21 protein-coding genes and 1 pseudogene are annotated in these 20,212 nt (G+C 57.0%); 6 read left to right on the top strand and 16 right to left on the bottom strand.

Going from position 1 to position 20,212, the window contains the following annotated elements; all coding sequences use genetic code 11:
• The first annotated feature begins 328 nt into the window (after window positions 1-328).
• Together JJB97_RS04910 and uspG are read left to right on the top strand one after the other, a co-directional pair.
• Complete coding sequence (locus JJB97_RS04910) at window positions 329-1,705, top strand: GntP family permease (RefSeq protein WP_238712892.1); 1,377 nt, start codon at window positions 329-331, stop codon at window positions 1,703-1,705.
• Window positions 1,706-1,982: 277 nt separating this feature from the next.
• Window positions 1,983-2,411, top strand: a complete 429-nt coding sequence (gene uspG, locus JJB97_RS04915) for a universal stress protein UspG (protein WP_238712894.1) — start codon at window positions 1,983-1,985, stop codon at window positions 2,409-2,411.
• A gap of 114 nt (window positions 2,412-2,525) precedes the next feature.
• On the opposite strand, the gene ahpF is transcribed toward uspG, so the two are convergent.
• The 13 genes and pseudogenes from ahpF to entC form a co-directional block, all read right to left on the bottom strand.
• Complete coding sequence (gene ahpF / locus JJB97_RS04920) at window positions 2,526-4,091, bottom strand: alkyl hydroperoxide reductase subunit F (RefSeq protein ID WP_238712896.1); 1,566 nt, start codon at window positions 4,089-4,091, stop codon at window positions 2,526-2,528.
• A 189-nt stretch (window positions 4,092-4,280) separates the two neighbouring features.
• Window positions 4,281-4,844, bottom strand: a complete 564-nt coding sequence (gene ahpC / locus JJB97_RS04925; RefSeq protein ID WP_238712898.1) for an alkyl hydroperoxide reductase subunit C — start codon at window positions 4,842-4,844, stop codon at window positions 4,281-4,283.
• 246 nt (window positions 4,845-5,090) lie between these two features.
• Complete coding sequence (locus JJB97_RS18710; protein ID WP_399198109.1) at window positions 5,091-5,426, bottom strand: hypothetical protein; 336 nt, start codon at window positions 5,424-5,426, stop codon at window positions 5,091-5,093.
• A complete protein-coding gene (locus JJB97_RS04930) occupies window positions 5,309-5,614 on the bottom strand; it encodes an aminotransferase class I/II-fold pyridoxal phosphate-dependent enzyme (RefSeq protein ID WP_399198092.1) in 306 nt (101 codons plus the stop codon). Before JJB97_RS04930 ends, JJB97_RS18710 begins: the two co-directional genes overlap by 118 nt.
• 249 nt (window positions 5,615-5,863) lie before the next feature.
• Entirely contained in the window at window positions 5,864-6,928 is a 1,065-nt protein-coding gene (locus tag JJB97_RS04935) for a CobW family GTP-binding protein (protein ID WP_238712900.1), read from the bottom strand.
• A gap of 34 nt (window positions 6,929-6,962) precedes the next feature.
• The gene (locus JJB97_RS04940) at window positions 6,963-7,160 is read right to left on the bottom strand and encodes a YbdD/YjiX family protein (RefSeq protein ID WP_238712902.1); all 198 of its coding nucleotides are present in this window, start codon (window positions 7,158-7,160) and stop codon (window positions 6,963-6,965) included.
• Window positions 7,161-7,355: 195 nt separating this feature from the next.
• The gene (locus tag JJB97_RS18715) at window positions 7,356-7,514 is read right to left on the bottom strand and encodes a hypothetical protein (RefSeq protein WP_399198094.1); all 159 of its coding nucleotides are present in this window, start codon (window positions 7,512-7,514) and stop codon (window positions 7,356-7,358) included.
• Between the two features lie 95 nt (window positions 7,515-7,609).
• Window positions 7,610-8,368, bottom strand: a pseudogene (locus tag JJB97_RS04950) (RNA-guided endonuclease InsQ/TnpB family protein); the annotation flags it as partial.
• Window positions 8,369-8,501: 133 nt separating this feature from the next.
• The gene (gene entH / locus JJB97_RS04955; protein WP_238712904.1) at window positions 8,502-8,915 is read right to left on the bottom strand and encodes a proofreading thioesterase EntH; all 414 of its coding nucleotides are present in this window, start codon (window positions 8,913-8,915) and stop codon (window positions 8,502-8,504) included.
• Between the two features lies 1 nt (window position 8,916).
• Window positions 8,917-9,669, bottom strand: coding sequence for a 2,3-dihydro-2,3-dihydroxybenzoate dehydrogenase (dhbA, locus tag JJB97_RS04960; RefSeq protein WP_238712905.1), 753 nt, complete (start codon window positions 9,667-9,669; stop codon window positions 8,917-8,919).
• Entirely contained in the window at window positions 9,666-10,520 is an 855-nt protein-coding gene (locus JJB97_RS04965; protein WP_238712906.1) for an isochorismatase, read from the bottom strand. Before JJB97_RS04965 ends, dhbA begins: the two co-directional genes overlap by 4 nt.
• A gap of 14 nt (window positions 10,521-10,534) precedes the next feature.
• Window positions 10,535-12,151: a (2,3-dihydroxybenzoyl)adenylate synthase gene (locus tag JJB97_RS04970; protein ID WP_238712907.1), complete on the bottom strand. Its 1,617-nt coding sequence runs from the start codon at window positions 12,149-12,151 to the stop codon at window positions 10,535-10,537.
• 9 nt (window positions 12,152-12,160) lie between these two features.
• A complete protein-coding gene (gene entC, locus JJB97_RS04975) occupies window positions 12,161-13,339 on the bottom strand; it encodes an isochorismate synthase EntC (RefSeq protein WP_238712908.1) in 1,179 nt (392 codons plus the stop codon).
• Between the two features lie 186 nt (window positions 13,340-13,525).
• Between entC and fepB the strand changes: the two genes are divergently transcribed.
• Complete coding sequence (gene fepB / locus JJB97_RS04980) at window positions 13,526-14,488, top strand: Fe2+-enterobactin ABC transporter substrate-binding protein (RefSeq protein WP_238712909.1); 963 nt, start codon at window positions 13,526-13,528, stop codon at window positions 14,486-14,488.
• A 27-nt stretch (window positions 14,489-14,515) separates the two neighbouring features.
• Here fepB and entS read toward each other — a convergent pair whose 3' ends face one another.
• On the bottom strand, window positions 14,516-15,772 hold the full coding sequence (gene entS / locus JJB97_RS04985; protein WP_238712910.1) for an enterobactin transporter EntS: 1,257 nt from the start codon (window positions 15,770-15,772) through the stop codon (window positions 14,516-14,518).
• Window positions 15,773-15,951: 179 nt separating this feature from the next.
• Between entS and fepD the strand changes: the two genes are divergently transcribed.
• From fepD to fepC, 3 genes are read left to right on the top strand one after another with little or no spacing between them, the layout of a single operon-like run.
• Window positions 15,952-16,893, top strand: a complete 942-nt coding sequence (gene fepD / locus JJB97_RS04990; protein WP_399198106.1) for a Fe(3+)-siderophore ABC transporter permease — start codon at window positions 15,952-15,954, stop codon at window positions 16,891-16,893.
• A complete protein-coding gene (fepG, locus tag JJB97_RS04995; protein WP_238712914.1) occupies window positions 16,890-17,882 on the top strand; it encodes an iron-enterobactin ABC transporter permease in 993 nt (330 codons plus the stop codon). The genes fepD and fepG overlap by 4 nt, the downstream gene beginning before the upstream one ends.
• Window positions 17,879-18,670 (top strand): iron-enterobactin ABC transporter ATP-binding protein, encoded by a 792-nt coding sequence (fepC, locus tag JJB97_RS05000; RefSeq protein ID WP_238712916.1) that lies wholly within the window; start codon window positions 17,879-17,881, stop codon window positions 18,668-18,670. The genes fepG and fepC overlap by 4 nt, the downstream gene beginning before the upstream one ends.
• A 50-nt stretch (window positions 18,671-18,720) precedes the next feature.
• Here fepC and JJB97_RS05005 read toward each other — a convergent pair whose 3' ends face one another.
• Together JJB97_RS05005 and JJB97_RS05010 are read right to left on the bottom strand one after the other, a co-directional pair.
• A complete protein-coding gene (locus JJB97_RS05005; protein WP_238712917.1) occupies window positions 18,721-19,296 on the bottom strand; it encodes a hypothetical protein in 576 nt (191 codons plus the stop codon).
• A 47-nt stretch (window positions 19,297-19,343) separates the two neighbouring features.
• On the bottom strand, window positions 19,344-20,051 hold the full coding sequence (locus JJB97_RS05010) for a hypothetical protein (protein ID WP_238712918.1): 708 nt from the start codon (window positions 20,049-20,051) through the stop codon (window positions 19,344-19,346).
• Window positions 20,052-20,212 lie beyond the last annotated feature (161 nt).

The raw sequence follows: 20,212 nt of genomic DNA on the forward strand, positions 1-20,212 counted from the left end.
CGCGAATACAGCAGCGTTATTTGTAACAGCAGCCGTTATCATTATGTAACAGGGCCGCCTGATTTCTGTCAAAAGTGCGGCCCTCTGACGCAAGGCCGGGATCGTTTACGTCCAGCTCCGGTTTTACGGTCAGGCTATACCCACAGGAAAGCGCAAGAAATGAGAAGCCGGACGGTATGTTTATGTCGAATGTTTGATGTTCTTCTCAAAATGTTAATCACAGTAGCAATACTTATAACTCCGCACTGAATGTTACCAGTATCATGTTACCGGTATCAGCACAATCGGCGGTCAGGCCGGTATCGTAAAAAAGAGTAGAGGTAGAGAAATGACAGAAATGACCTACGCATACGGAGCCGGAACGCTACTGGGCATCGCGGCTCTGGCCGTCGCCCTGCTATTGGTGCTGATTATGCGCTTCAGAGTACATGCGTTTCTGGCGCTAACCGTCGTTAGCATTATGGTCGCGCTGGTGACCAAAGTCCCGTTTGATAAAGTCGTCCCCACGCTGCTTGGCGGCTTTGGCAGCACGCTGGCAGGCGTTGCCCTGCTGGTAGGACTGGGCGCCATGATTGGCCGCCTGCTGGAAGTATCGGGCGGCGCCAAAGTGTTGGCCGATACGCTTATTAACAAATTTGGGTCGCACCGGGCGCCGTTCGCACTCGGCATCGCTTCACTGCTGTTCGGCTTTCCAATCTTCTTCGACGCAGGTCTGGTGGTCATGTTGCCGATTATCTTTAGCGTGGCGAAGCAGTTTGGCGGCTCAACGCTAAAATACGCCCTTCCGGCCGCAGGCGCATTCGCCGTTATGCACGCGCTGGTTCCGCCCCATCCGGGGCCGGTAGCCGCTGCGGAATTGCTCGGGGCTAATATTGGTCTGCTGGTGATGCTGGGCCTGATTATCGCCATCCCGACCTGGTACATTGGTAGTTATCTGTTCGGCCTGTACGCGGGCAAAAAATTTGACGTTAAGCTGCCCCGTTCTTTTTTAAGCGCCGTAGAGGTTGATTGCGAACATCAGCCGCCCTCTTTCGGCATGGTTATGACTATTCTGATGCTGCCGCTGGCGCTTATCTTCCTTGATACCGGCCTGAATACCGCCATAGTAATGGGAGCGGTACCCGGCGATAACGCCCTGGTAAACTTCCTGCGCATGTTGGGTAAGACCCCGATTGCGCTTTTGATTACTGTACTGTTTGCGCTGATCGTCTTCAGCGGCCGTCACTCGCGCCAGCACCTGGAAAAAATTTGCGAAGGCGCGCTCGGCCCTATTTGCGGCATTATTCTGGTAACGGGCGCAGGCGGTATGTTCGGCGGCGTTCTGCGCGCCAGCGGCATTGGCGATGCGCTGGCAGGCGTATTGTCCGACACCGGGATGCCGATTATCGTGGCGGCCTTTGTTATCTCCACCGCGCTACGCGTAGCCCAGGGGTCCGCCACTGTTGCCCTGACGACTACTGCCGCGCTGATAGCGCCGCTGGTGGAAACCGCTACCGGACTTAGCCAGTTTGACCTGTGTTTTATCGTTATCGCTATCGCGGGCGGCGCGACCGTGCTGTCTCACGTAAACGACTCCGGCTTCTGGCTGGTTGGCCGCTTCCTCGAAATGGATGAAAAAACCACGCTGAAAACCTGGACTGTAATGGAAACGCTGCTCGGTAGTATCGCATTCCTGCTGGCGCTGATGGGAAGCCTGCTTCTGTAGCCTTCCATACAACCTTTTCTGACAGCGCCCCCGGACTTACGGCGGGGGCCTGTTTTTGCCAAAACGGCGTAACCTTCGCGGCTACAACGCGCATCAGCGTCAAAACCGCCGGCTAAGGCCATCCGCTGTCTGGCACGGTATGAAAACGTCACTCACGCCACAAATTAGCTCACGCTCACAATCCTGTTGGCGTCTTACACGCCCGGCTCACGCAGACTATTTTCACGTACTACGCTTAAAAAGGAGGCGTTTTTCCACTCTCATAAGGCGTAAGCGTATGTACAATACAATCCTGATGCCGGTAGACGTTTTTGAAATAGAGCTCAGCGAAAAAGCAATCGGCCACGCTGAGTTTCTGGCGCAGGATACGGGCATGATTCATCTGCTGCACATACTGCCCGGCTCCTCAGCCAGGTTATTTCGCGGTTTTGCCGCCGAGCTGCGGCGCTTTGAAGAGCACCTGACGCGTGAAGCTAAAGAAAAGCTTGACGGCATAGCAGCGCATTTCCATCTGCCTTCGCACCGTATCCAAACCGTTATACGCTTTGGCAACGTACGCGACGAAGTGAATGCGGCAGCGAAAGCGCTCGGTGCAAACATCATCGTCATCGGCTCTAAAAACCCGACCATCGCCACTCACCTGCTTGGCTCGAATGCCGCGAGCATCATTCGCTATGCGACCGTGCCGGTACTGGTTGTCCGTTAATTGCGCCTGCGGCGACAGGCGATAAAATAAGAGGCTACCCGAAGGTAGCCTCATCACATTGCTGTATATTGTCTTTGTCCGTTTTCCAGGCTTGCGCCTGAACGGCTTCCTTTTTTATACGGTTTTAGTACGAATCAGATAATCAAAGGCGCTCAGAGAGGCTTTAGCGCCCTCGCCGGTCGCAATGATTATCTGTTTGTACGGCACCGTGGTGCAGTCACCTGCGGCAAACACGCCTTTCACACTGGTTTCACAGCGCGCATCGACGATAATTTCACCCATGCGGTTACGTTCAACCGCGCCTTCAAGCCAGTTAGTGTTCGGCAACAAGCCGATTTGCACGAAAATACCGGATAGCGCCAGGCTGTGTACGTCGCCGCTGACGCGATCCTTATACTCAATACCCGTCACTTTCTGACCATCGCCCTTCACTTCTGTGGTCTGGGCGTTAAGAATAATATCGACATTCGACAGGCTGCGAACTTTATCCTGCAGCACCCGATCGGCCTTCATTTCTGGCGCGAATTCCAGCAGGGTCACGTGGTCAACCACGCCTGCCAGGTCAATTGCGGCCTCCACGCCGGAGTTGCCGCCGCCAATCACCGCGACACGCTTGCCTTTAAACAGCGGGCCATCGCAGTGTGGGCAATAGGTTACGCCGCGGGTACGGTATTCATTTTCACCCGGCACGCCCATGTTGCGCCATTTAGCCCCGGTCGCAATGATGATGCTGCGCGCCTTCAGCACTGCGCCAGAAGCCGTTTCAATCTGATGCAATCCGCCTTGTTCGGCTGGCGGAATCAGACGGGTTGCGCTCTGAGAGTCGATAACGTCCACGTCATAGTCATTTACGTGCGCCTTCAGCGCCCCAGCCAGCTTCTGGCCTTCCGTCTTCGGCACCGAGATATAGTTCTCAATATCTACGGTATCCAGCACCTGGCCGCCAAAGCGTTCGCCCATCAGACCGGTTCGGATACCTTTACGCGCCGAATAAACCGCCGCCGCCGCGCCCGCCGGACCGGAGCCAACAATCAGCACGTCAAATACATCCCGCTTGTTCAGCGCTTCTGCCGCACGCTTTTGCGCGCCGGTATCCACTTTGCCGAGAATCTCAGCCAGCGTCATGCGGCCCTGACCGAACTCTTTACCATTCAGAAACACCGCCGGCACGCCCATCACGTTACGTTCGGTAATTTCATTTTGATAAACGCCGCCGTCGATAGCGGTGTGTTTGATGCGCGGATTAAGCACCGCCATCAGGTTCAACGCCTGCACCACGTCCGGGCAGTTGTGGCAGGAGAGCGAATAATACGTTTCAAATTCATAATCGCCGTCGAGATCGCGAATCTGCTCCAGCAGTTCTTTCGCTTCTTTCGACGGATGGCCACCGGTCCACAGCAGCGCCAGCACCAGTGATGTAAATTCATGGCCGAGCGGCGATCCCGCAAAGCGCGGCCCTTGCTCAGAGCTGGGGTTTGTAATCAGAAAGGACGGTTTACGAACCGGCAAATCGTTACGTTCCGTAAAAGTGACGCTATCGGACAACTGTGCGATTTCCCCCAACAGTTCCCTGATTTCTGCCGACTTTGCGCTGTCGTCCAGCGTAGCGATTAACTCAACAGGTTTCGTCAGTTTCTCAAGATAGGCCTTGAGCTGTGTTTTCATATTTGCGTCGAGCATGGTTTTCTCCCTGGGGCCGGCAAGAAACAGCGGGCTATCGCCCCGATAACTCATAAACGGAATTGCTGTAAATTGCGCCGCAAAATACTGCGGCGCCAAAGACGTTTCTCGTCAGGTTTACATGGCGCTATGAATATCCCCGATGCTGCCATCGGGGGTAGCGCGTTTGTTCTGTAACGGGCAGTGAATTTAGATCTTACCAACCAGATCCAGCGACGGCGCCAGCGTCGCTTCGCCTTCTTTCCATTTTGCCGGGCACACTTCACCCGGGTGTGAGGCGACATACTGAGCCGCTTTGATTTTACGCAGCAGGTCGGTCGCGTCGCGGCCGATACCTTCAGCGGTCACCTCAACAGCCTGGATGATACCCTGCGGGTCGACAAGGAAGGTGCCGCGGTTTGCCAGGCCTTCATCTTCGCGCAGAATTTCAAAGTTGCGGGACAGCGCCATCGTCTGGTCGCCCAGCATCGCATATTTAATTTTACCGATGGTTTCTGAGCTGCCGTGCCACGCTTTATGCGTGAAATGGGTATCGGTAGAAACAGAGTAAATATCCACGCCCAACTTCTGGAACTCGTCGTAATGATCGGCCAGGTCGCCCAGTTCAGTCGGGCAAACAAAGGTGAAGTCTGCCGGATAGAAGAAGAAGACGCTCCAGCGGCCTTCGATGTCTTTCTCCGTTACTTCAACAAATTCACCGTTTTTGAACGCCTGGTTTTTAAACGGTTTAACTTTAGTATTAATCAAGGACATCTGTACTTCCTCCACGTTTTCGATGGGATGTAAGGTACCGAATTCTGAACAATTCAGCTAATGCATATCCATTATCAAATCAATAAGCGATATCTAACAACGCGGCCTGGCAACCGCCCGCTACTGAATTTAACCATCCGTCAGCGTAGCGGGTCAACGCATACAGAAAAATCCCACCCAACGTTATAAATCAGCGCACTAACTGGTAACGGCTTTCAGGGCAACCGGCGTTCAGCGAAGCCCCGTTTATACGCTGACCCACGGTTCAAATACGCGCGCCGCGGCAGGCGAAAACGCGACGCTTTCGCCCCCGCTCAATGTTAACCTGCATGCAGGCGCAGCGGATTTTACAGCGCCGCGCAACGCTTCGGGCTGTTTGGCAAAACACAGGCGAATAAGCGTACAGGGAAACAGCCCTTCGCAGAAAACGGAAAGCGGTATCGCCGCCACGCCCGCTTCCGTTGTCAGCCAGCGGCAAAACGCCACGTCATCCTGCGATGAAATAGCGCTATAGTCCGCCAGCAGAAAACAGGCGCCTTCACAAGGCAGCAGTTTAACGCCCCGGCGCAGGCGCCTGCACAAACAGATCGCGTTGTGCGCGGTAAAACGCGGGGGAGTTCGCGGTAGTGTTCCGGCCCGGCGCGCAGCATATCCGCCAGCGCAAGCTGCGCCGGCGAATTCACGGAAAACGTCAGATATTGACGCACTTTGCGTAATTCAGCGCTCCACGCCGCAGGCGCAATGCAGTAGCCGACTTTCCAGCCAGTCATATGAAAGGGTTACGCGGCCACCGCGCGTTGGCGGTAGTTTGGGCTGGCTCAACGGTGGCGTCTTTTATGCACACGTGATACATGAGAGTGGTACGACGCTATCACGGCGCTACCGCTCAATTTCAGCCGGAATGGAGGGCTAAGCCGCTGGAAACAATATCCGGTATGGGCCAGTGTTACAGAGATTCGCTTTATAACAAAGTAAGAAGAGGCCAGCCGACTGTTTCACAGCCGGCCTTCAGGGCCTCGCTAACGCTTAGCGTCAGGCGCCGTCTCTCCCATAGCGGTGGTGATTTCCGCTGCTAAAAACGCAGCCCGAAGCGCATCAAGCGGCAGATAACGGCCAATAATCACCAGCCGTGAAAGCACAGGCTCCTGCCCGCCCCAGGGCGCGCCGTAATCAAACCCCGCCACTTTATGCACGCCCTGCACAATCAGGCGTCGGGGGTTATCGTCTACGGCCAGCACGCCTTTGTAACGCAGCATATCGTTGCCATAACGTGCAATACAGCTTTCCATAAATGCGCCAATCTTTTTAAGATCCAGCCGTCCGGCCTCGAAAACGTGCGCCTGAATGGCATCATCCCACGAACGCATGCCCCCTACAGGCTGGCGAAACGGCATAAAGCGCGGCGCCTGGACGTCTGCGGCGCGAATAATGTGGAAACCCTGGCTAAGCGCGTTGCCGTCGCTCAGTTCAAATGCGGCGATATCAAGCCACAGCGCCGCCGGACATTCACCCTGAGTGATGTGGAAAATCTCGGCTTTATTATTGATACGGTGAATGCGCGCCAGCGCCTGATTCTGCTCTTCTTCATCGCAAAGATCGGCTTTGGTCAGCAAAATACGATCGGCAAAGCCTATCTGCGCCGCCGCCACCGGATGCTCATCAAGCTGGCGCTGAATGTGTCGGCAATCCACCAGCGTAACCACTGCGTCCAGCCGCAGCGCCTCGCGCAGGCGCTCTTGTACAAAAAATGTCTGAATCACCGGCGCCGGATCGGCCAGCCCCGTGGTTTCAACAATCAGGCGTTCAAAACGCATTTCTCCGCTTGCGCGCTTATCAAGCAGTTCGTTGAGCGCAGCGGTAAATTCGCCGCGCACGCTACAGCACACGCAGCCGTTAGACAGCTCCACAACGTGGACGTTTTCGCCGTCGCGCAGCAGCGCGCCGTCAATATTGACCGCGCCAAACTCATTTTCGAGAATAGCGACTGACGCGTCGCCGTGGTGAGAGAGAAAATAATTGATTAGCGTGGTTTTTCCCGCGCCGAGAAAACCGGTAAGCAGCGTAACGGAGACAACATCATTCATAACAACTTTCCTGAACTGCGCCTGCGGCACAAACTTAACAACAGCGCGCGCCGCCTTTGCCGCCGTAGCGCGCATCCTGGCGATCGCGGAAGAATTCTTCATAAGACATCGGCGTCTGGTCCGGATGGTTCAGGCGCATATGCTGGACATAATTATCATAATCGGGCACCCCAACCATAAGCTTCGCCGCCTGGCCCAGGTATTTGCCCGCTTTTGCAAGCGTGTCGAACATTGTTTCTCCTTAAAGCGCTACCCGCGCCTCCCACACGGGAAACGGCGAAGAGCGTTAACAAACGCCGGAGCGAAAAATCATGGCAATCAATCTGAAAAAACGATTACGTTGATTTTCATCTGTTAACCGCAAAGAGGGCAAAACCCCGGTTTTGCGCTCTGAGCCTCCCATACGAGAGACGTTTTTGCAACTGACTCAGTGCGCGTTTTTGGGCTGCGCAACAAACTGTTCAAGGTTTTCCGGCGCTGGCGCATACGGCGTCTCACGCGCCGTTGGCCGCGGATTACGCATCGCCGCAAGCGCGGCTTTCACCGAAAACAGCGCCAGCGCCATAACCATAAAGAAAAGCGTCAAGTCGATGGTTGCCCTCCCGTTGCGTAAGCTGCGAGCGGGTTTACTGCGCCAAAATCGCGCCGCTGTCAATCGTGGCCTGAAACTTACCGGCAACGGCCAGAAACCCCACTTTCGCAACCGGGCTGAAATATTTTTTGCCCACCTGCCGCCGACCTCACCCAGGCGTAGCGCTGACGGGTATATGCCGAAGAGATAGCCAGCGCCTCACCCCCGCCATGAAGCTGACGACGCATTTCATACCAGCCCCGCTCCCGTATCGCGCAGTGACGTCCTGATTCGGCTCTGGCGTTTCTCCCGTGCTGCGCGGCCATACCTTTTGCCGACTTTGACATGTTGCTGACCTTCAGGCCCTCAATGACAATCATCGCGTGGTTTTCGCTGGTTTCTGCCGGTTGGCACTAAATTTAACTTTGCGGTTTACCTGTCTCTGGCGCGTCGCCAGCTTGCGCTGGCTGGCTTTAAAGCGGTTTACAGGCGCGTATATCGTGCCGTATGAGAGTGTCGCAGGTTTGGTTATTCCGACATCCAGCCCAACCATCGATTCGGCGTTGCAAACGGGGTCAGTCGCTTCGTATTTCGTCTGGGTATTCACAAACCCTTTACCGCATGACTGGCTGATCGTGACGTTTTTCACCCCCCCTGTGACTTCACGGCTGCTGCGGTAGCGTATCCAGCCCGGCTTTGGAAGCGAGCGACAGGCAATTGTTGACCCGATCGCGTTTCACGCCCTGCGGGTAGCGGAATGCATCGTTTTGACCGCGTTTTTTGAAGCGGGGAAACGCTGCGCGCTTCTGGCAGTCATTCCTGCCGCCACGCTGCGGATCTTTCAGTGACGGCTGCAATGGCTGGGCAGGCAGTTGCGCTGATGCGCCGATATCGATCAGCGGGCAATACGCTGAGCAGCAGCAAACGCAAGGTTAGTCGGAAAACCGCGCCCTATCCCCCCCGCCATGCAGGACGGGGGGATAAGGGCGCGCTGGATAATAATCAACCCAGAACCGCCGTACTCAACCGGCTGGTGCAGCAGCGTTTTCCCTGCGCGTCATAAAGCATGATTTCCCAGCACTGAGAGCTGCGGCTAAGGTGCAGGGGCTTACACACGCCGCGCACCACCCCGCGCGACACGGCGCGGTGGTGGGTGGCGCTGATTTCCGTTCCCACCACGCTTTGCCCCTCCCGGCTGGCTAAAAAGCCGGCCATCGATCCCATTGTTTCAGCCAGCGCGGCTGAAGCGCCGCCGTGCAGCAGGCCAAACGGCTGTAGGGTGCGGTGATCCACGGGCATTTCAGCTTCCAGCCTGTCGTCATGAATGCCGGTAAACACAATACCAAGGTGGCCGACCAGCGTTTGCGCCGCCATATGGTTAAGCGCCTCAAGGGACAGCTCACGTTTCCAGATCATATTACGCTCCCAGCGTCGAACCGCCATCGACCACAATATCCTGAAGCGTAATGTGGCTGGCGCGCGATGAAGCCAGAAACAGCACCGTGTTGGCTATCTCCTGCGGATGGGCGATTTTGCCAAGCGGAATGCCCAGTTTGTATTGCTCCGGGTAGCCTGCTATACGCGCGCTTTGCGCATCCGGCGTTGTCCACATTGCGCGCTGCATATCGGTATCCGTCGAACCCGGCGAGACAAGATTACCGCGCACGCCGTAAGGCGCCAGCTCCAGCGCCACGGTCAGCGCCAGGCTTTTCAGCGCTGCTTTCGACGCGCAATAGGCCGACATCCCAAGCCGCGGAGTATGGGCCGCATCCGACGCCACCGTCACCAGCGCCCCGCCGCGCTGGGCGCGAAACTGCGCCATCGTGGCGCGAAAAAAGTTAAACGCGCCGCCGACATTAACCGCGAAAGTCTCCTGCCAGTCGCGCAGCGCCAGCGCGTCGGTCGCGCCCATACGCAAAATACCGGCAGCGTTCACCAGCACATCCAGCCGCCCGGTATCCTGAAGCAGACGCCGGCATACCGCGTTTACCTCATCGGCGCTGGACACATCCACCACTTCTGTGGCGAACGGATAGTCACCCAGCGCAAACGTAAGATCAAAGCCCACCACGCGCGCGCCCGCCAGGCGGAAGGCCAGGGCAGTCTGATAGCCAATGCCGCGCCCCGCGCCAGTCACCCAGACCGTCTGCCCCTGAAATTCCTGCGTCATGACGTGCTCCTGCGGCTCAGCAACGCCCACCAGGCGTCAATGGTCGGCTCTTTAGCGAGCATAACAAAATCAATATCATTCAATGCCTTACGCCAGCGCGCCGCCAGCGCCATCATGCGTACTGAATCCAGCCCGTAATCGATAAGATTTTCATCGTCCTCAGGCACATCCTCTTCATCGAGCTGCGCCAGCACCAGCGCGCGAAGCTGCGCTTTACTCTGCGGCGCCGGCAACAATTCACCGGTTGTCACAACGCGCCCGCTGCGCCCGGCCACGTAATTCAACGCCATCATGTGCTCTTCACGGCTGAAATCCGCCAGCCCGTCGGCCACCAGAAACGGTTTAATATCACGCATAAACGCATCGGTGGCGGTAGTCATGCAACCAATGTGGGCATACACGCCGCAAATAATTAGCTGGTCGCGCCCGGTTTCCTTAAGCGCCTGCTCCAGCGGCGAGCGGATAAACGCGCTGTAGCGCCACTTGGCGAGCACGGTATCGCCCTCTTGCGGCGCCAGCGCGTTCACGATGGATTTACGTTCGGCATGCTGGTTAATGCCCGGTCCCCACATATCATTGAGCAGCGCACGGTCCTCATCGCGCTGATTTTCCGGCTGGGCGGTGTAGTAAACCGGTATAGCGTTCTGGCGGCAGAACTGACGCAGCGCGGCGATATTAGCAATGACCTGCTCTATCATCGGGCAGCCGTCGCCCCAGAAATCAATAAAATAATCCTGCATATCGTGAATCAGCAGCGCGGCACGCTCTGGCTCAAACGCCCAGTTAACCTTATTTTCAGGTAGATCCGCCGCCCCCGGCAGGGCATATCCGTGTAGTTTTGGAATGGTCATTACAAAAATCTCCTTTAATTTGTGGACAAACGACGCCCGGCAATCAACTGCCGCAAACGTTTTTTATCAGGCTTCCCCACGTGGGTTAGCGGCAGTTCGGACACGTTTTCCACTTTGTCCGGCAGTTTGTAATCCGCAACGCCCAGCTCACGCAGCCAGCGGCGAATGTCTACCGGGCGAAAAGGGCGTCGGCCAACAATAAACGCACAGCTTTTTTCCCCCATCAGCTCGTCATCCATCGACACCAGCGCGGCGTGGATAATGTCTTCATGGCGATGCAACAGATTTTCTATCTCTTCAGCGGCAATCTTTTCGCCGCCACGGTTGATCTGATCTTTTTCGCGGCCCACCACGCGGATATAGCCGTCTTTGTCGATAACAATCAGATCGCCCGAGCAATAGAAGCCATCGGCGTCAAACGCCTTCGCATTCGCCTCAGGGCTGTTGTAATAACCGCGAAACGTATATGGCCCGCGCGTCATCAGCAACCCAACCTCCCCCGGCGCCACCGGGTCGCCGTTTTCATCAGCGGCCCAAACTTCGTCGTCCGGGCACATTGGGCGGCCCTGGGTTGTGAAGATATGTTCATCGTCATCATCAAGCGCGGTGTAGTTCACCAGCCCTTCCGCCATACCGAACACCTGCTGTAACTGACAACCAATTTCAGACGGCACGCGGCGCGCCAGCGCCTCAGGGAAGCGCGCGCCGCCGACCTGCAACAAACGCAGCGAGGCCAACTGTCGGTTGCCGTTCTCTTCGCCCACAGCCTGCAACCACAGGCTGACGGCAGGCGGCACCAGCGCAGTGACGTTAACCTGATGCTTTTCAATCAACGGGAAACACAGCGTCGCACTGGGATCGTCCGCCAACACAACGCAGCCCTGGCAGTAAAAAACGCCAAGCGAGCCGGGCGAGCTAAGCGCATAGTTATGCGCCGCCGGAATGGCGCAAAGAAAGCGGGTATGCTCATTAAGGCGGCAAATTTCGGCGCTGCGCCGAATACTGTAGTAATAATCATTATGCGTGCGCGGGATGAGCTTTGGCGTGCCGGTACTGCCGCCGGAAAGCTGGAAAAACGCCACTTCATCCGGCGCCGACGAACGGGTCCCGACATTCTCTTGCGGCGTGTCGATCATCGACTGAAGTGAATACTCACCGTCATCGCCACGCAGCGCGATCGTAGCCAGGGTTGGATAATCGCAGCGCAGTTGATTGAGGAAATCGTCGTTGCGAAACAGCGCATGCGCGCGATCGGCCACCAGCAGCCTCGGCGCTATCTGCGCGGCATAGGCCGTCAGTTCCGTGCGCTGATGGCTGAACAGCGCGTTAACCGGCGCCACGCCCGCCTTCAGCAGGGCAAACAGCGTAATAAACAGCTCAGCGTGATTGCCCAGTTGCACCAGCGCGGTATCGCCCGTTTTCAGTCCCCGGCGCTGCAACGCAGCCGCCATCCGGCTGGAAGCCGCATTCAGCTCGCGGTAGCTGATGTGACGCTCGCCATCGATAATTGCCGTACGTTCACTGTCGGCGTGGCGAGTCAGTATGTCCGTGAGCGGTAACTCCGCCCAGTAGCCCTTCTCACGGTAGCGCGCAGCCAGCGCATCCGGCCAGCGGTTAAAAGGAATTGCCATATCCTTGCCTCAGTTCAGACCAAATACATTTAACATGGTAGAAAGTTTGGTACCCGTCTCCTGCCATTCAGCGGTGGGTGACGACGCGGGCACAATTCCCGCGCCGGCAAACAGCCGCACCTGGCTGCCGTGCAGCCTTGCGCAGCGGATCGTCACGACCCATTCGCCGTTGCCTTCGGCATCGCACCAGCCGACAATGCCGCCAAACAGATCGCGCTCAAACGGCTCCAGCTCATGAATAAGACGGCGCGCCGCCTCGTCAGGGAAACCGCTCAGCGCCGGGGTTGGATGCAACAGGCAGGCCAGCGACAGCGCATTTTCCGCCGGGTTGCGCGCCTGCCCTTTAATCGGTGTGGACAGATGCCACAACGTAGGGGTGGTAATCAGCCTCGGGCAGTCCGGCAGCGCCAGGTACGATGCGCGCGGCGCCAGTACATCGCGCATCGCGTCAGTGACCAGCTTGTGCTCGTGGCGATCTTTACGCGAGCGCATCAGCGCTTCGCCAGCGGCGTTATCCGCGTGCGGATCGGCGTCACGACGCGCGGAACCCGCCAGCGGCAGCGAGCTAAACGCGCTGCCCTCCATGCGCAGCAACAGCTCAGGGCTGGCGCCTATCAGCGCGCCGCCGTCTGCAAGCGGTACGTGAAAATTAAAGCTATCCGGATTCTGGGCGGCCAGGCGTTCAAACAGCGCCGCACAGTCAACCGGACGCTCGGTGGTAATATCAATCAAACGCGACAGCACCACTTTGTCCAGGCCCGGTTGACGGGTAGCGTCAGCGCCACGCGCCACCATCTCTTCAAATACAGCCTGCTCAGGGATAGCCTTGCGGGACACCACGCCGGGCTGGCGCAGACGGCTTTCGCTCTGGCTCTCTCGCTGGCGCTCCCTGCGGCAAAACGGCGTCACCCGTTGCGGGATAAACAGCGCCGAAGGCCGGCGAGGATCAAACGGTATCGCCCCAACCATTATCGGGTCTTTAACGCCCTGCGCTTTTGCCGCGTCAAACGCAGCTTGCAGCCGGCGCTGAAAACTCCCCTGCAAATCAGCGCCGTCAGCGGCGCTGGCGGTAAAGCGAGAAACACAGCCAGACGTGGTAAAGCTTCTGAACGCAGACATAAAAAAGAAACTGTCCGACGCCAGTGCAGACGGGGCCTGCGTCGGCGCTTGCATCAATAGTGTATCCATGCACCCTCCATATAAATGATAAGATGATTGATAATTATTATCATTTGTATTTTGTTGCGTAAGCTACGTCCAGAACTTTATTCTGTCAACAAGGTTAAATTTTTTAACCTGTCTGATGCTTGCACCCTGAAGCGTCAGGCGTGAAAATGAGAAGCATTCCAAAATAACACTCACAGGATATCCGCTTTGAAACGTCATCTCTCTGGCCTGCTTCCCGCGCTTTATGCCGCGCTTTTACTTTTCGGATTAACTTCAGCTTCCGCTGCCGAATGGCCGCGCCAGATAACCGACAGCCGCGGCGCGCATACGCTTACGCAGGCGCCGCAGCGTATTGTCTCCACAAGCGTAACCCTCACAGGTTCGCTGCTCGCCATTGACGCGCCGGTCATTGCCAGCGGCGCCACCACGCCCGGCAACCGCTTTGCCGACGATCGGGGTTTTTTGCGCCAGTGGAGCGACGTGGCGAAAGCGCGCCGCGTCCAGCGCCTTTATATCGGCGAACCCAACGCCGAAGCCGTGGCGGCGCAAATGCCCGATCTGATCCTCATTAGCGCGACCGGCGGCGATTCAGCCCTGGCGCTTTACGATCAGCTCAGCGCTATCGCCCCTACACTTGTCGTAAACTACGACGATAAGAGCTGGCAGGCGCTGTTAACGGAGCTTGGCACGATTACCGGCCATGAAGCGCAGGCCAAAGCACGCATCGCCAGCTTTAATGCCGAACTGGCTAAAACGAAAGCCGCCATTACTCTGCCGCCGCAGCCGATAAGCGCGCTGGTGTACAACACGCCTGCGCGCACGGCCAATCTCTGGACGCCGCAATCCGCGCAGGGCCAGTTGCTCAGCGAACTGGGCTTTACCCTCGCCACACCGCCTGCGCAGATGCAGACCAGCCAGAGTCAGGGCAAACGCCACGATATTGTGCAACTGGCGGGCGAAAATCTCGCGTCCGGGCTAAACGGCCAGACGCTGCTCCTGTTCGCCAATGACGAGCGCGACGCCGACGCCCTGCGCAATAATCCGCTGCTTGCCCATATCCCGGCCGTGCGAGAGCAACAGGTCTGGCCGCTTGGCACAGAGACATTCCGCCTTGATTATTACAGCGTCAGGCATCTGCTTACGCTGCTCAACCAGCGGTTTAAATCCTGATGATTAACAGGCGGGCGCGCAACCACATCAGATGGCCTTCCCGGTTACGCCAGCCTCCGGCGGCAACTGGCGAAAACGGCGCAGTTGGCTGAAGGCAAGCGTCAGCACAGCGCCCAGCGCCGCCAGGGCAAAGCCGCTCAGGCTTGCGGAGCTTACCGGCGACAGCGCCGCGCCCATCCCGCCCAACAGCGCCGCGCCAATGGCATCGCCGGTGACAATTTGCGCCGTCCAAAGCCCGTTGATGCGCCCCAGCATAGCGTCCGGCGTCTGCGTCTGAATCAGGGTGTATTGCAACAGCGAGCTTATCGCGCTCAGGTAGCCAAACAGCGTCAGGCAGAACATCCCCAGCGCCCAGCCTGGCATCAGGCTGAACATACCCACCGCGACAAACGAAGCCACCGTGCTAAACAGCATAATCCGCCCCGGCCGCACGCTCTGCGCTACCGATCCGCTGGTAAGCGCGCCGAGCGCTGCGCCAAGCGGTATCGCCGCATAAAGTAGGCCTATTTGCGCTTCACTCATGCCCCAGTAACCAGCCAGCGCCGGATATAACACACGTACTGCGCTCGCCATCGTCAACAAAGCGCCAATAAGCGCTACGCCGCCCAGCAGCGGATGACCCAGCAAAAACGCCAGCCCCTCATAGAGCGCACGCAGCGGATGCTGGCGCGCCTGCGCCGGTGGATGCTGAGGCGGCAGGCGCAGCAGCGGCAGCAGCGTAATAACAGTGCCAAAAGCCGCCAGGCCGTAGTTCCACGCCACACCGCCAAAGGCAAGCAGTAACCCGCCCAACATCGGCGAAATCACCGATCCCAGACGAACCGTCAGCATGGTTATCGCCCCGGCCTGCATCAGATTTTCTCGCCCTACCAGCCCCGGCGTCGCCGCCAGCAGCGCAGTAACGCCTACTGCGGCAAAAAGCCCGTCCCAGACCCCCAACAAATAAATGACCGTCAGCGATGGCGCAGGCGACATGGCGTTGACGCACAAACCGATAAACCCCAGCCCGCAGGTAGCGCGCGCCAGCAGAATCAGGCGTTTTCGCTCATAGCGATCTGCCAGCACGCCGCCTGCCATCATGCCGATAAACATCGCGCCGCCGGTGAGCGTCACTGACAGCCCGACCTGTAGGGTTGAGCCTGTCAGATGCTGAATCTGAACCGGTACGGCCACGCCGAGCAGGCCCAATGAGAGAATAGAAATCAGGCGGGCTACAAATACCGCGCAAAAAGCAGGATGGCTCCTCAGCAGACTGAGGTTCAGCCATAAAGAATTTTTCTTCATTACATGGCCTTAAACATTTTTCTTTACCAGGAGACGCGCGCGCCATGCTACCATAAACAAATAGTAGTGATAACGATAATAAAAATCATTATCAATATTCAGGATATGCATTTATGTGGTTTTCCCGCTTTTCAGCGCGCGGCGCCGTGCTGCTGGGCCTGGCTATTTTTCTGCTGCTGATGGCGGCGCTAAGCCTGTTTACAGGCGCTAAAACGCTTTCTCCTTCTGTGGTCATTGACGCCCTCGGCGGCCAGTGCCGCAGCGCCGATTGTACTATCGTGCTCAATGCGCGATTGCCCCGCACGATAGCCGGGCTACTGGCCGGCAGCGCCCTGGGCGTCGCGGGCGCGCTAATGCAAACGCTCACGCGCAACCCGCTGGCTGACCCCGGACTGCTGGGCGTGAACGCAGGCGCAAGCTTCGCTATCGTGCTGGGAACCGCGCTACTTGGCTACTCTTCCCCTGTGACGCTACTGGGTCTGGGCTTTACCGGCGCGCTGCTCGCCTCGCTAACGGTCGCCCTGACCGGCAGCCAGGGCGGCGGCCAGCTCAGCCCGGTACGCCTGACGCTGGCAGGCGTTGCGCTGGCAGCCGTACTGGAAGGGTTAAGCAGCGGTATCGCCCTGCTCAACCCGGCGGTATTTGACCAGCTACGTTACTGGCAATCGGGTTCGCTCGACATCCGCACCTTTTCAACGCTAAAAATAATTTTTGCGCCGATCGCAGTCGGGCTTGCGACAGCGCTGCTGCTGTCACGCTCGCTAAACAGCCTGAGCATGGGGAGCGATACGGCAACGGCGCTGGGGAGTAAAGTGGCCCGCACTCAGCTTCTGGGCCTGCTGGTTATTACGCTTTTATGCGCCAGCGCCACCGCCGCCGTTGGCCCCATTGCCTTTATTGGGCTGATGATGCCGCACATGGCGCGCTGGCTTACCGGCCCGGATCATCGCTGGTCGCTGCCCGTTACCCTGCTGGCAACGCCGTCGCTGCTGCTGGCGGCCGATATTCTCGGGCGTCTGCTGGTGCCCGGCGAGCTGCGCGTTTCCGTCGTCAGCGCCTTTATCGGCGCGCCAGTGCTTATCTGGCTGGTGCGCCGACGCCGTGCGGGGGTCGCGCTATGAAGCCATTAACCCCACGCCTGCTTACGACTATTATCTTACTGATTGCCGCAGCCGTCGGCCTGGGCGGCTGGAGCCTCGGCAGCGGCGCCGTGCCGCTCAGCGGCATCCAGGTTTTCGAGGCCCTGTTCGGCAACGCGCCACGCGGCATAACATTAGTGGTTGTTGAATGGCGTCTGCCGCGCGTCCTGTCGGCGCTGCTGGTTGGCGCCGCGCTCGGCGTGAGCGGCGCTATTTTTCAATCGCTGCTGCGTAACCCGCTGGGCAGTCCGGACGTCATGGGTTTCAACACCGGGGCATGGAGCGGCGTGCTGTTGGCGATGGTGTTATTCAATCAGCAGGCGACCACTGTCGCTTTTGCCGCTATGGGCGGCGGCATTCTCTGTTCGTTTGTCGTCTGGCTGCTGGCATGGCGTAACGGCATTGATACCTTTCGCCTGATTATTATCGGTATCGGCGTACGCGCAATGCTGATGGCGTTCAACACCTGGCTACTGCTGCATGCCTCACTCGATACAGCCGTTTCCGCCGGGCTATGGAACGCCGGTTCGCTCAACGGCCTGACATGGAGCAAGCTATTTCCTGGCGCGCCGCTGATTGTGGTAATACTGGCGGCGGCCGGTATTCTGGCGCGCCGTATGCGCCTGCTGGAGATGGGCGACGATACCGCCTGCGCGCTCGGCGTACGCGTGGAATTATCGCGCATGCTGTTAATTCTCACCGCAGTGCTGCTCACCGCCTGCGCTACCGCGCTGGCCGGGCCCGTTTCTTTTGTGGCGCTGGTTGCGCCGCATATTGCGCGCCGCATCAGCGGCACGGCGCGCTGGGGGCTGGCGCAGTCGGCATTGTGCGGCGGCGTGCTGCTGCTGCTTGCGGATTTATGCGCTCAGCGCCTGTTTATGCCTTACCAGTTGCCGGTCGGCGTTGTTACCGTCAGCATTGGGGGGCTTTACCTCATCGCTCTGCTGATTAAGGAGTCACGCAAAAGATGACGACACAATCCCGCCTGCGAGGCGAAAAGCTCACCCTGGGCTACGGCAAACATACGGTGGCGGACAATCTTAGCGTTTCCATTCCCGACGGTGAATTCACCGCTATTATTGGCCCTAACGGCTGCGGCAAATCGACGCTATTGCGTAGCCTCAGCCGCCTGATGACCCCGCTTAACGGCCAGGTCTGGCTTGATGGCGAACCTATCGGGCGCTACGCCACAAAAGAAGTGGCGCGGCGCATTGGGCTTCTGGCGCAAAACGCCAGCACGCCGGGGGATATCAGCGTTCAGGAACTGGTATCACGGGGACGCTACCCGCATCAACCGCTCTTTACCCGCTGGCGCGAAGAGGATGAGAACGCCGTGCGCAACGCCATGCGCGCAACCGGCATCGAGGCGCTGGCAAAACAGCCTGTGGATACGCTCTCCGGCGGCCAGCGCCAGCGCGCCTGGATAGCAATGGTACTGGCGCAGGAAACCGCCATCATGCTGCTGGATGAACCCACGACCTGGCTTGATATCAGCCACCAGATCGATTTGCTTGAATTACTAAGCAGCCTTAATCGCGAGCAGGGCTATACGCTGGCGGCCGTACTGCACGATCTCAACCAGGCCTGCCGTTACGCCACGCACCTTATCGCCCTGCGCGAGGGGAAAATTATCGCCCAGGGCGCGCCTAAAGCAATCGTGACCGCCGAACTGATTGAAGCCATATACGGCCTGCGCTGCATGATTATTGACGATCCGGTCGCCCACACACCGTTGGTCGTCCCGCTGGGGCGCAGATAACAAAACGCCTGCGCCGCACCGGCGCAGGCGATATCTTCTGCGTATAGCGTCTACTTCGCCCCGGCGTTCGCGTCCACTGGCTGCGCCATACACGGCGTATCGTGATTACTGGCGTCAAGCCACGTAAATAGCTGCGTAATTTCCGGCTGCAACGGTGTTTCAGACACAATAAACATCAGGCTATGGTCTTGTTTATAACTTCTGAATTTGTTTAATACTTTCAGATTAAATTTCTGGCTGTTAAGCGCCCTTACCTTTTTATAGGCCGACAACAACTGGCTGCACTGTTTAAAAGCGGTTTCAATAATCGCCGCATGCGCGCTGGAATTTTCAGGAAAGTAGGTTACAAAATCGGCCAATTTAATCAGTGAAGCCTTTGTAAAAATATCGGTGGCGAATTGATCATTGAGAAATTCCACCTGTTCACTGGCATCAACGCTATTAAATTTAACAGACAGCTTATGGCGAAATGCAGGTGCGCCCTGAATAATATCAAACCATTTCAGCGCCTGGCTTTCTCCGGTATATGAAAAATTAACTTCATCGATATGCCTTTTAAATCCATTATGCTGTGCTAACGCCGCCGTTGTGGCTAACAGGGCTATACCCAAAATATATTTTCGCACCCTTTCCTCCTTTGTGCGGCCAAATAAAAATTTTACTAAAACCTGATTCAGGCATTCCACAGCCGCAGCGCTGGCCTTAGCGCTCTTTCATAAGTAATTTTCTTCCTGCCCGCATGAGCGATATCACGCAGTTGCCGCGCCCGGGGAAGGGCCTTTTCAACGCCGGACAGCCTGATAATTAGCGAATTAACGCGATCAAAGCCATACGGATCATCACACACGTCGATACAGCCGGCGGTCGCATAAACCTCCCGTACAGGGTTATCCGCACCATCGTGAATAAGGTAATCTTTAAAAACATGCCGGGCGCTATGCACACTATAGTCGGGAAGCCAGCGGCGAATATAAGAGGACTGGAGTTTGGCAAGTCCATAAACATAACTGACGTTTGTTTGTGTGCTCCAGCCCACGCCGAAACGAATCACCCGAACTGTGTGTTGAACCGCATTACCGGCATCGTCTCTCCCGCTTATTGTCATTCGGTACAGCGGGATTCGATAAAGATTTTTATCCTGGCTTTTTCCATCCCGATGATAAGAAAACGTTTTTGCATACTCATTACTGATGGCCGTACCGCTTACGGTCAGGTTAACAGGTCTGATTGCCATATTCATTATCCTTAATGAAAAATCACAAGGCCAACGGTGTATCATAATTTGTATAAAAATAAAGTGGAGCTGATAGCATATAAAAATAAACGAGGAGAGAATCTTGCCTGTTATACCGCCAATAAAGCTTCGGCCATTTTCTGGCATGAATATTCTGAACCGCTTTATTCAAACACAGCCGGGCGAAGTAATTACGCTTACGCGTTTGTAACTGAATAAATAACAGACCCGTAATCAGATTAACACAGCATTATGTCGAATATTCCGTTATCGCGCCGCCGAAATAAAAACCGCCCTGATGTTTAGCC

Origin of the sequence: Tenebrionibacter intestinalis (assembly GCF_016632365.1) — a bacterium.
Lineage (GTDB): Bacteria > Pseudomonadota > Gammaproteobacteria > Enterobacterales > Enterobacteriaceae > Tenebrionibacter > Tenebrionibacter intestinalis.

Excerpts from the sequence above, each read along its gene's own strand:
- JJB97_RS04970 (WP_238712907.1), bottom strand. The coding sequence starts at position 12,151 with ATGGCAATTCCTTTTAACCGCTGGCCGGATGCGCTGGCTGCGCGCTAC.
- entS (WP_238712910.1), bottom strand. The coding sequence starts at position 15,772 with ATGAAGAAAAATTCTTTATGGCTGAACCTCAGTCTGCTGAGGAGCCAT.
- entH (WP_238712904.1), bottom strand. The coding sequence starts at position 8,915 with ATGATCTGGAAACGTGAGCTGTCCCTTGAGGCGCTTAACCATATGGCG.
- JJB97_RS04940 (WP_238712902.1), bottom strand. The coding sequence starts at position 7,160 with ATGTTCGACACGCTTGCAAAAGCGGGCAAATACCTGGGCCAGGCGGCG.
- fepC (WP_238712916.1), top strand. The coding sequence starts at position 17,879 with ATGACGACACAATCCCGCCTGCGAGGCGAAAAGCTCACCCTGGGCTAC.
- entC (WP_238712908.1), bottom strand. The coding sequence starts at position 13,339 with ATGGATACACTATTGATGCAAGCGCCGACGCAGGCCCCGTCTGCACTG.
- JJB97_RS04930 (WP_399198092.1), bottom strand. The coding sequence starts at position 5,614 with ATGACTGGCTGGAAAGTCGGCTACTGCATTGCGCCTGCGGCGTGGAGC.
- uspG (WP_238712894.1), top strand. The coding sequence starts at position 1,983 with ATGTACAATACAATCCTGATGCCGGTAGACGTTTTTGAAATAGAGCTC.
- ahpC (WP_238712898.1), bottom strand. The coding sequence starts at position 4,844 with ATGTCCTTGATTAATACTAAAGTTAAACCGTTTAAAAACCAGGCGTTC.
- ahpF (WP_238712896.1), bottom strand. The coding sequence starts at position 4,091 with ATGCTCGACGCAAATATGAAAACACAGCTCAAGGCCTATCTTGAGAAA.
- fepD (WP_399198106.1), top strand. The coding sequence starts at position 15,952 with ATGGCGGCGCTAAGCCTGTTTACAGGCGCTAAAACGCTTTCTCCTTCT.
- JJB97_RS05010 (WP_238712918.1), bottom strand. The coding sequence starts at position 20,051 with ATGCCAGAAAATGGCCGAAGCTTTATTGGCGGTATAACAGGCAAGATT.
- JJB97_RS04965 (WP_238712906.1), bottom strand. The coding sequence starts at position 10,520 with ATGACCATTCCAAAACTACACGGATATGCCCTGCCGGGGGCGGCGGAT.
- JJB97_RS04935 (WP_238712900.1), bottom strand. The coding sequence starts at position 6,928 with ATGAATGATGTTGTCTCCGTTACGCTGCTTACCGGTTTTCTCGGCGCG.
- fepG (WP_238712914.1), top strand. The coding sequence starts at position 16,890 with ATGAAGCCATTAACCCCACGCCTGCTTACGACTATTATCTTACTGATT.
- dhbA (WP_238712905.1), bottom strand. The coding sequence starts at position 9,669 with ATGACGCAGGAATTTCAGGGGCAGACGGTCTGGGTGACTGGCGCGGGG.
- JJB97_RS04910 (WP_238712892.1), top strand. The coding sequence starts at position 329 with ATGACAGAAATGACCTACGCATACGGAGCCGGAACGCTACTGGGCATC.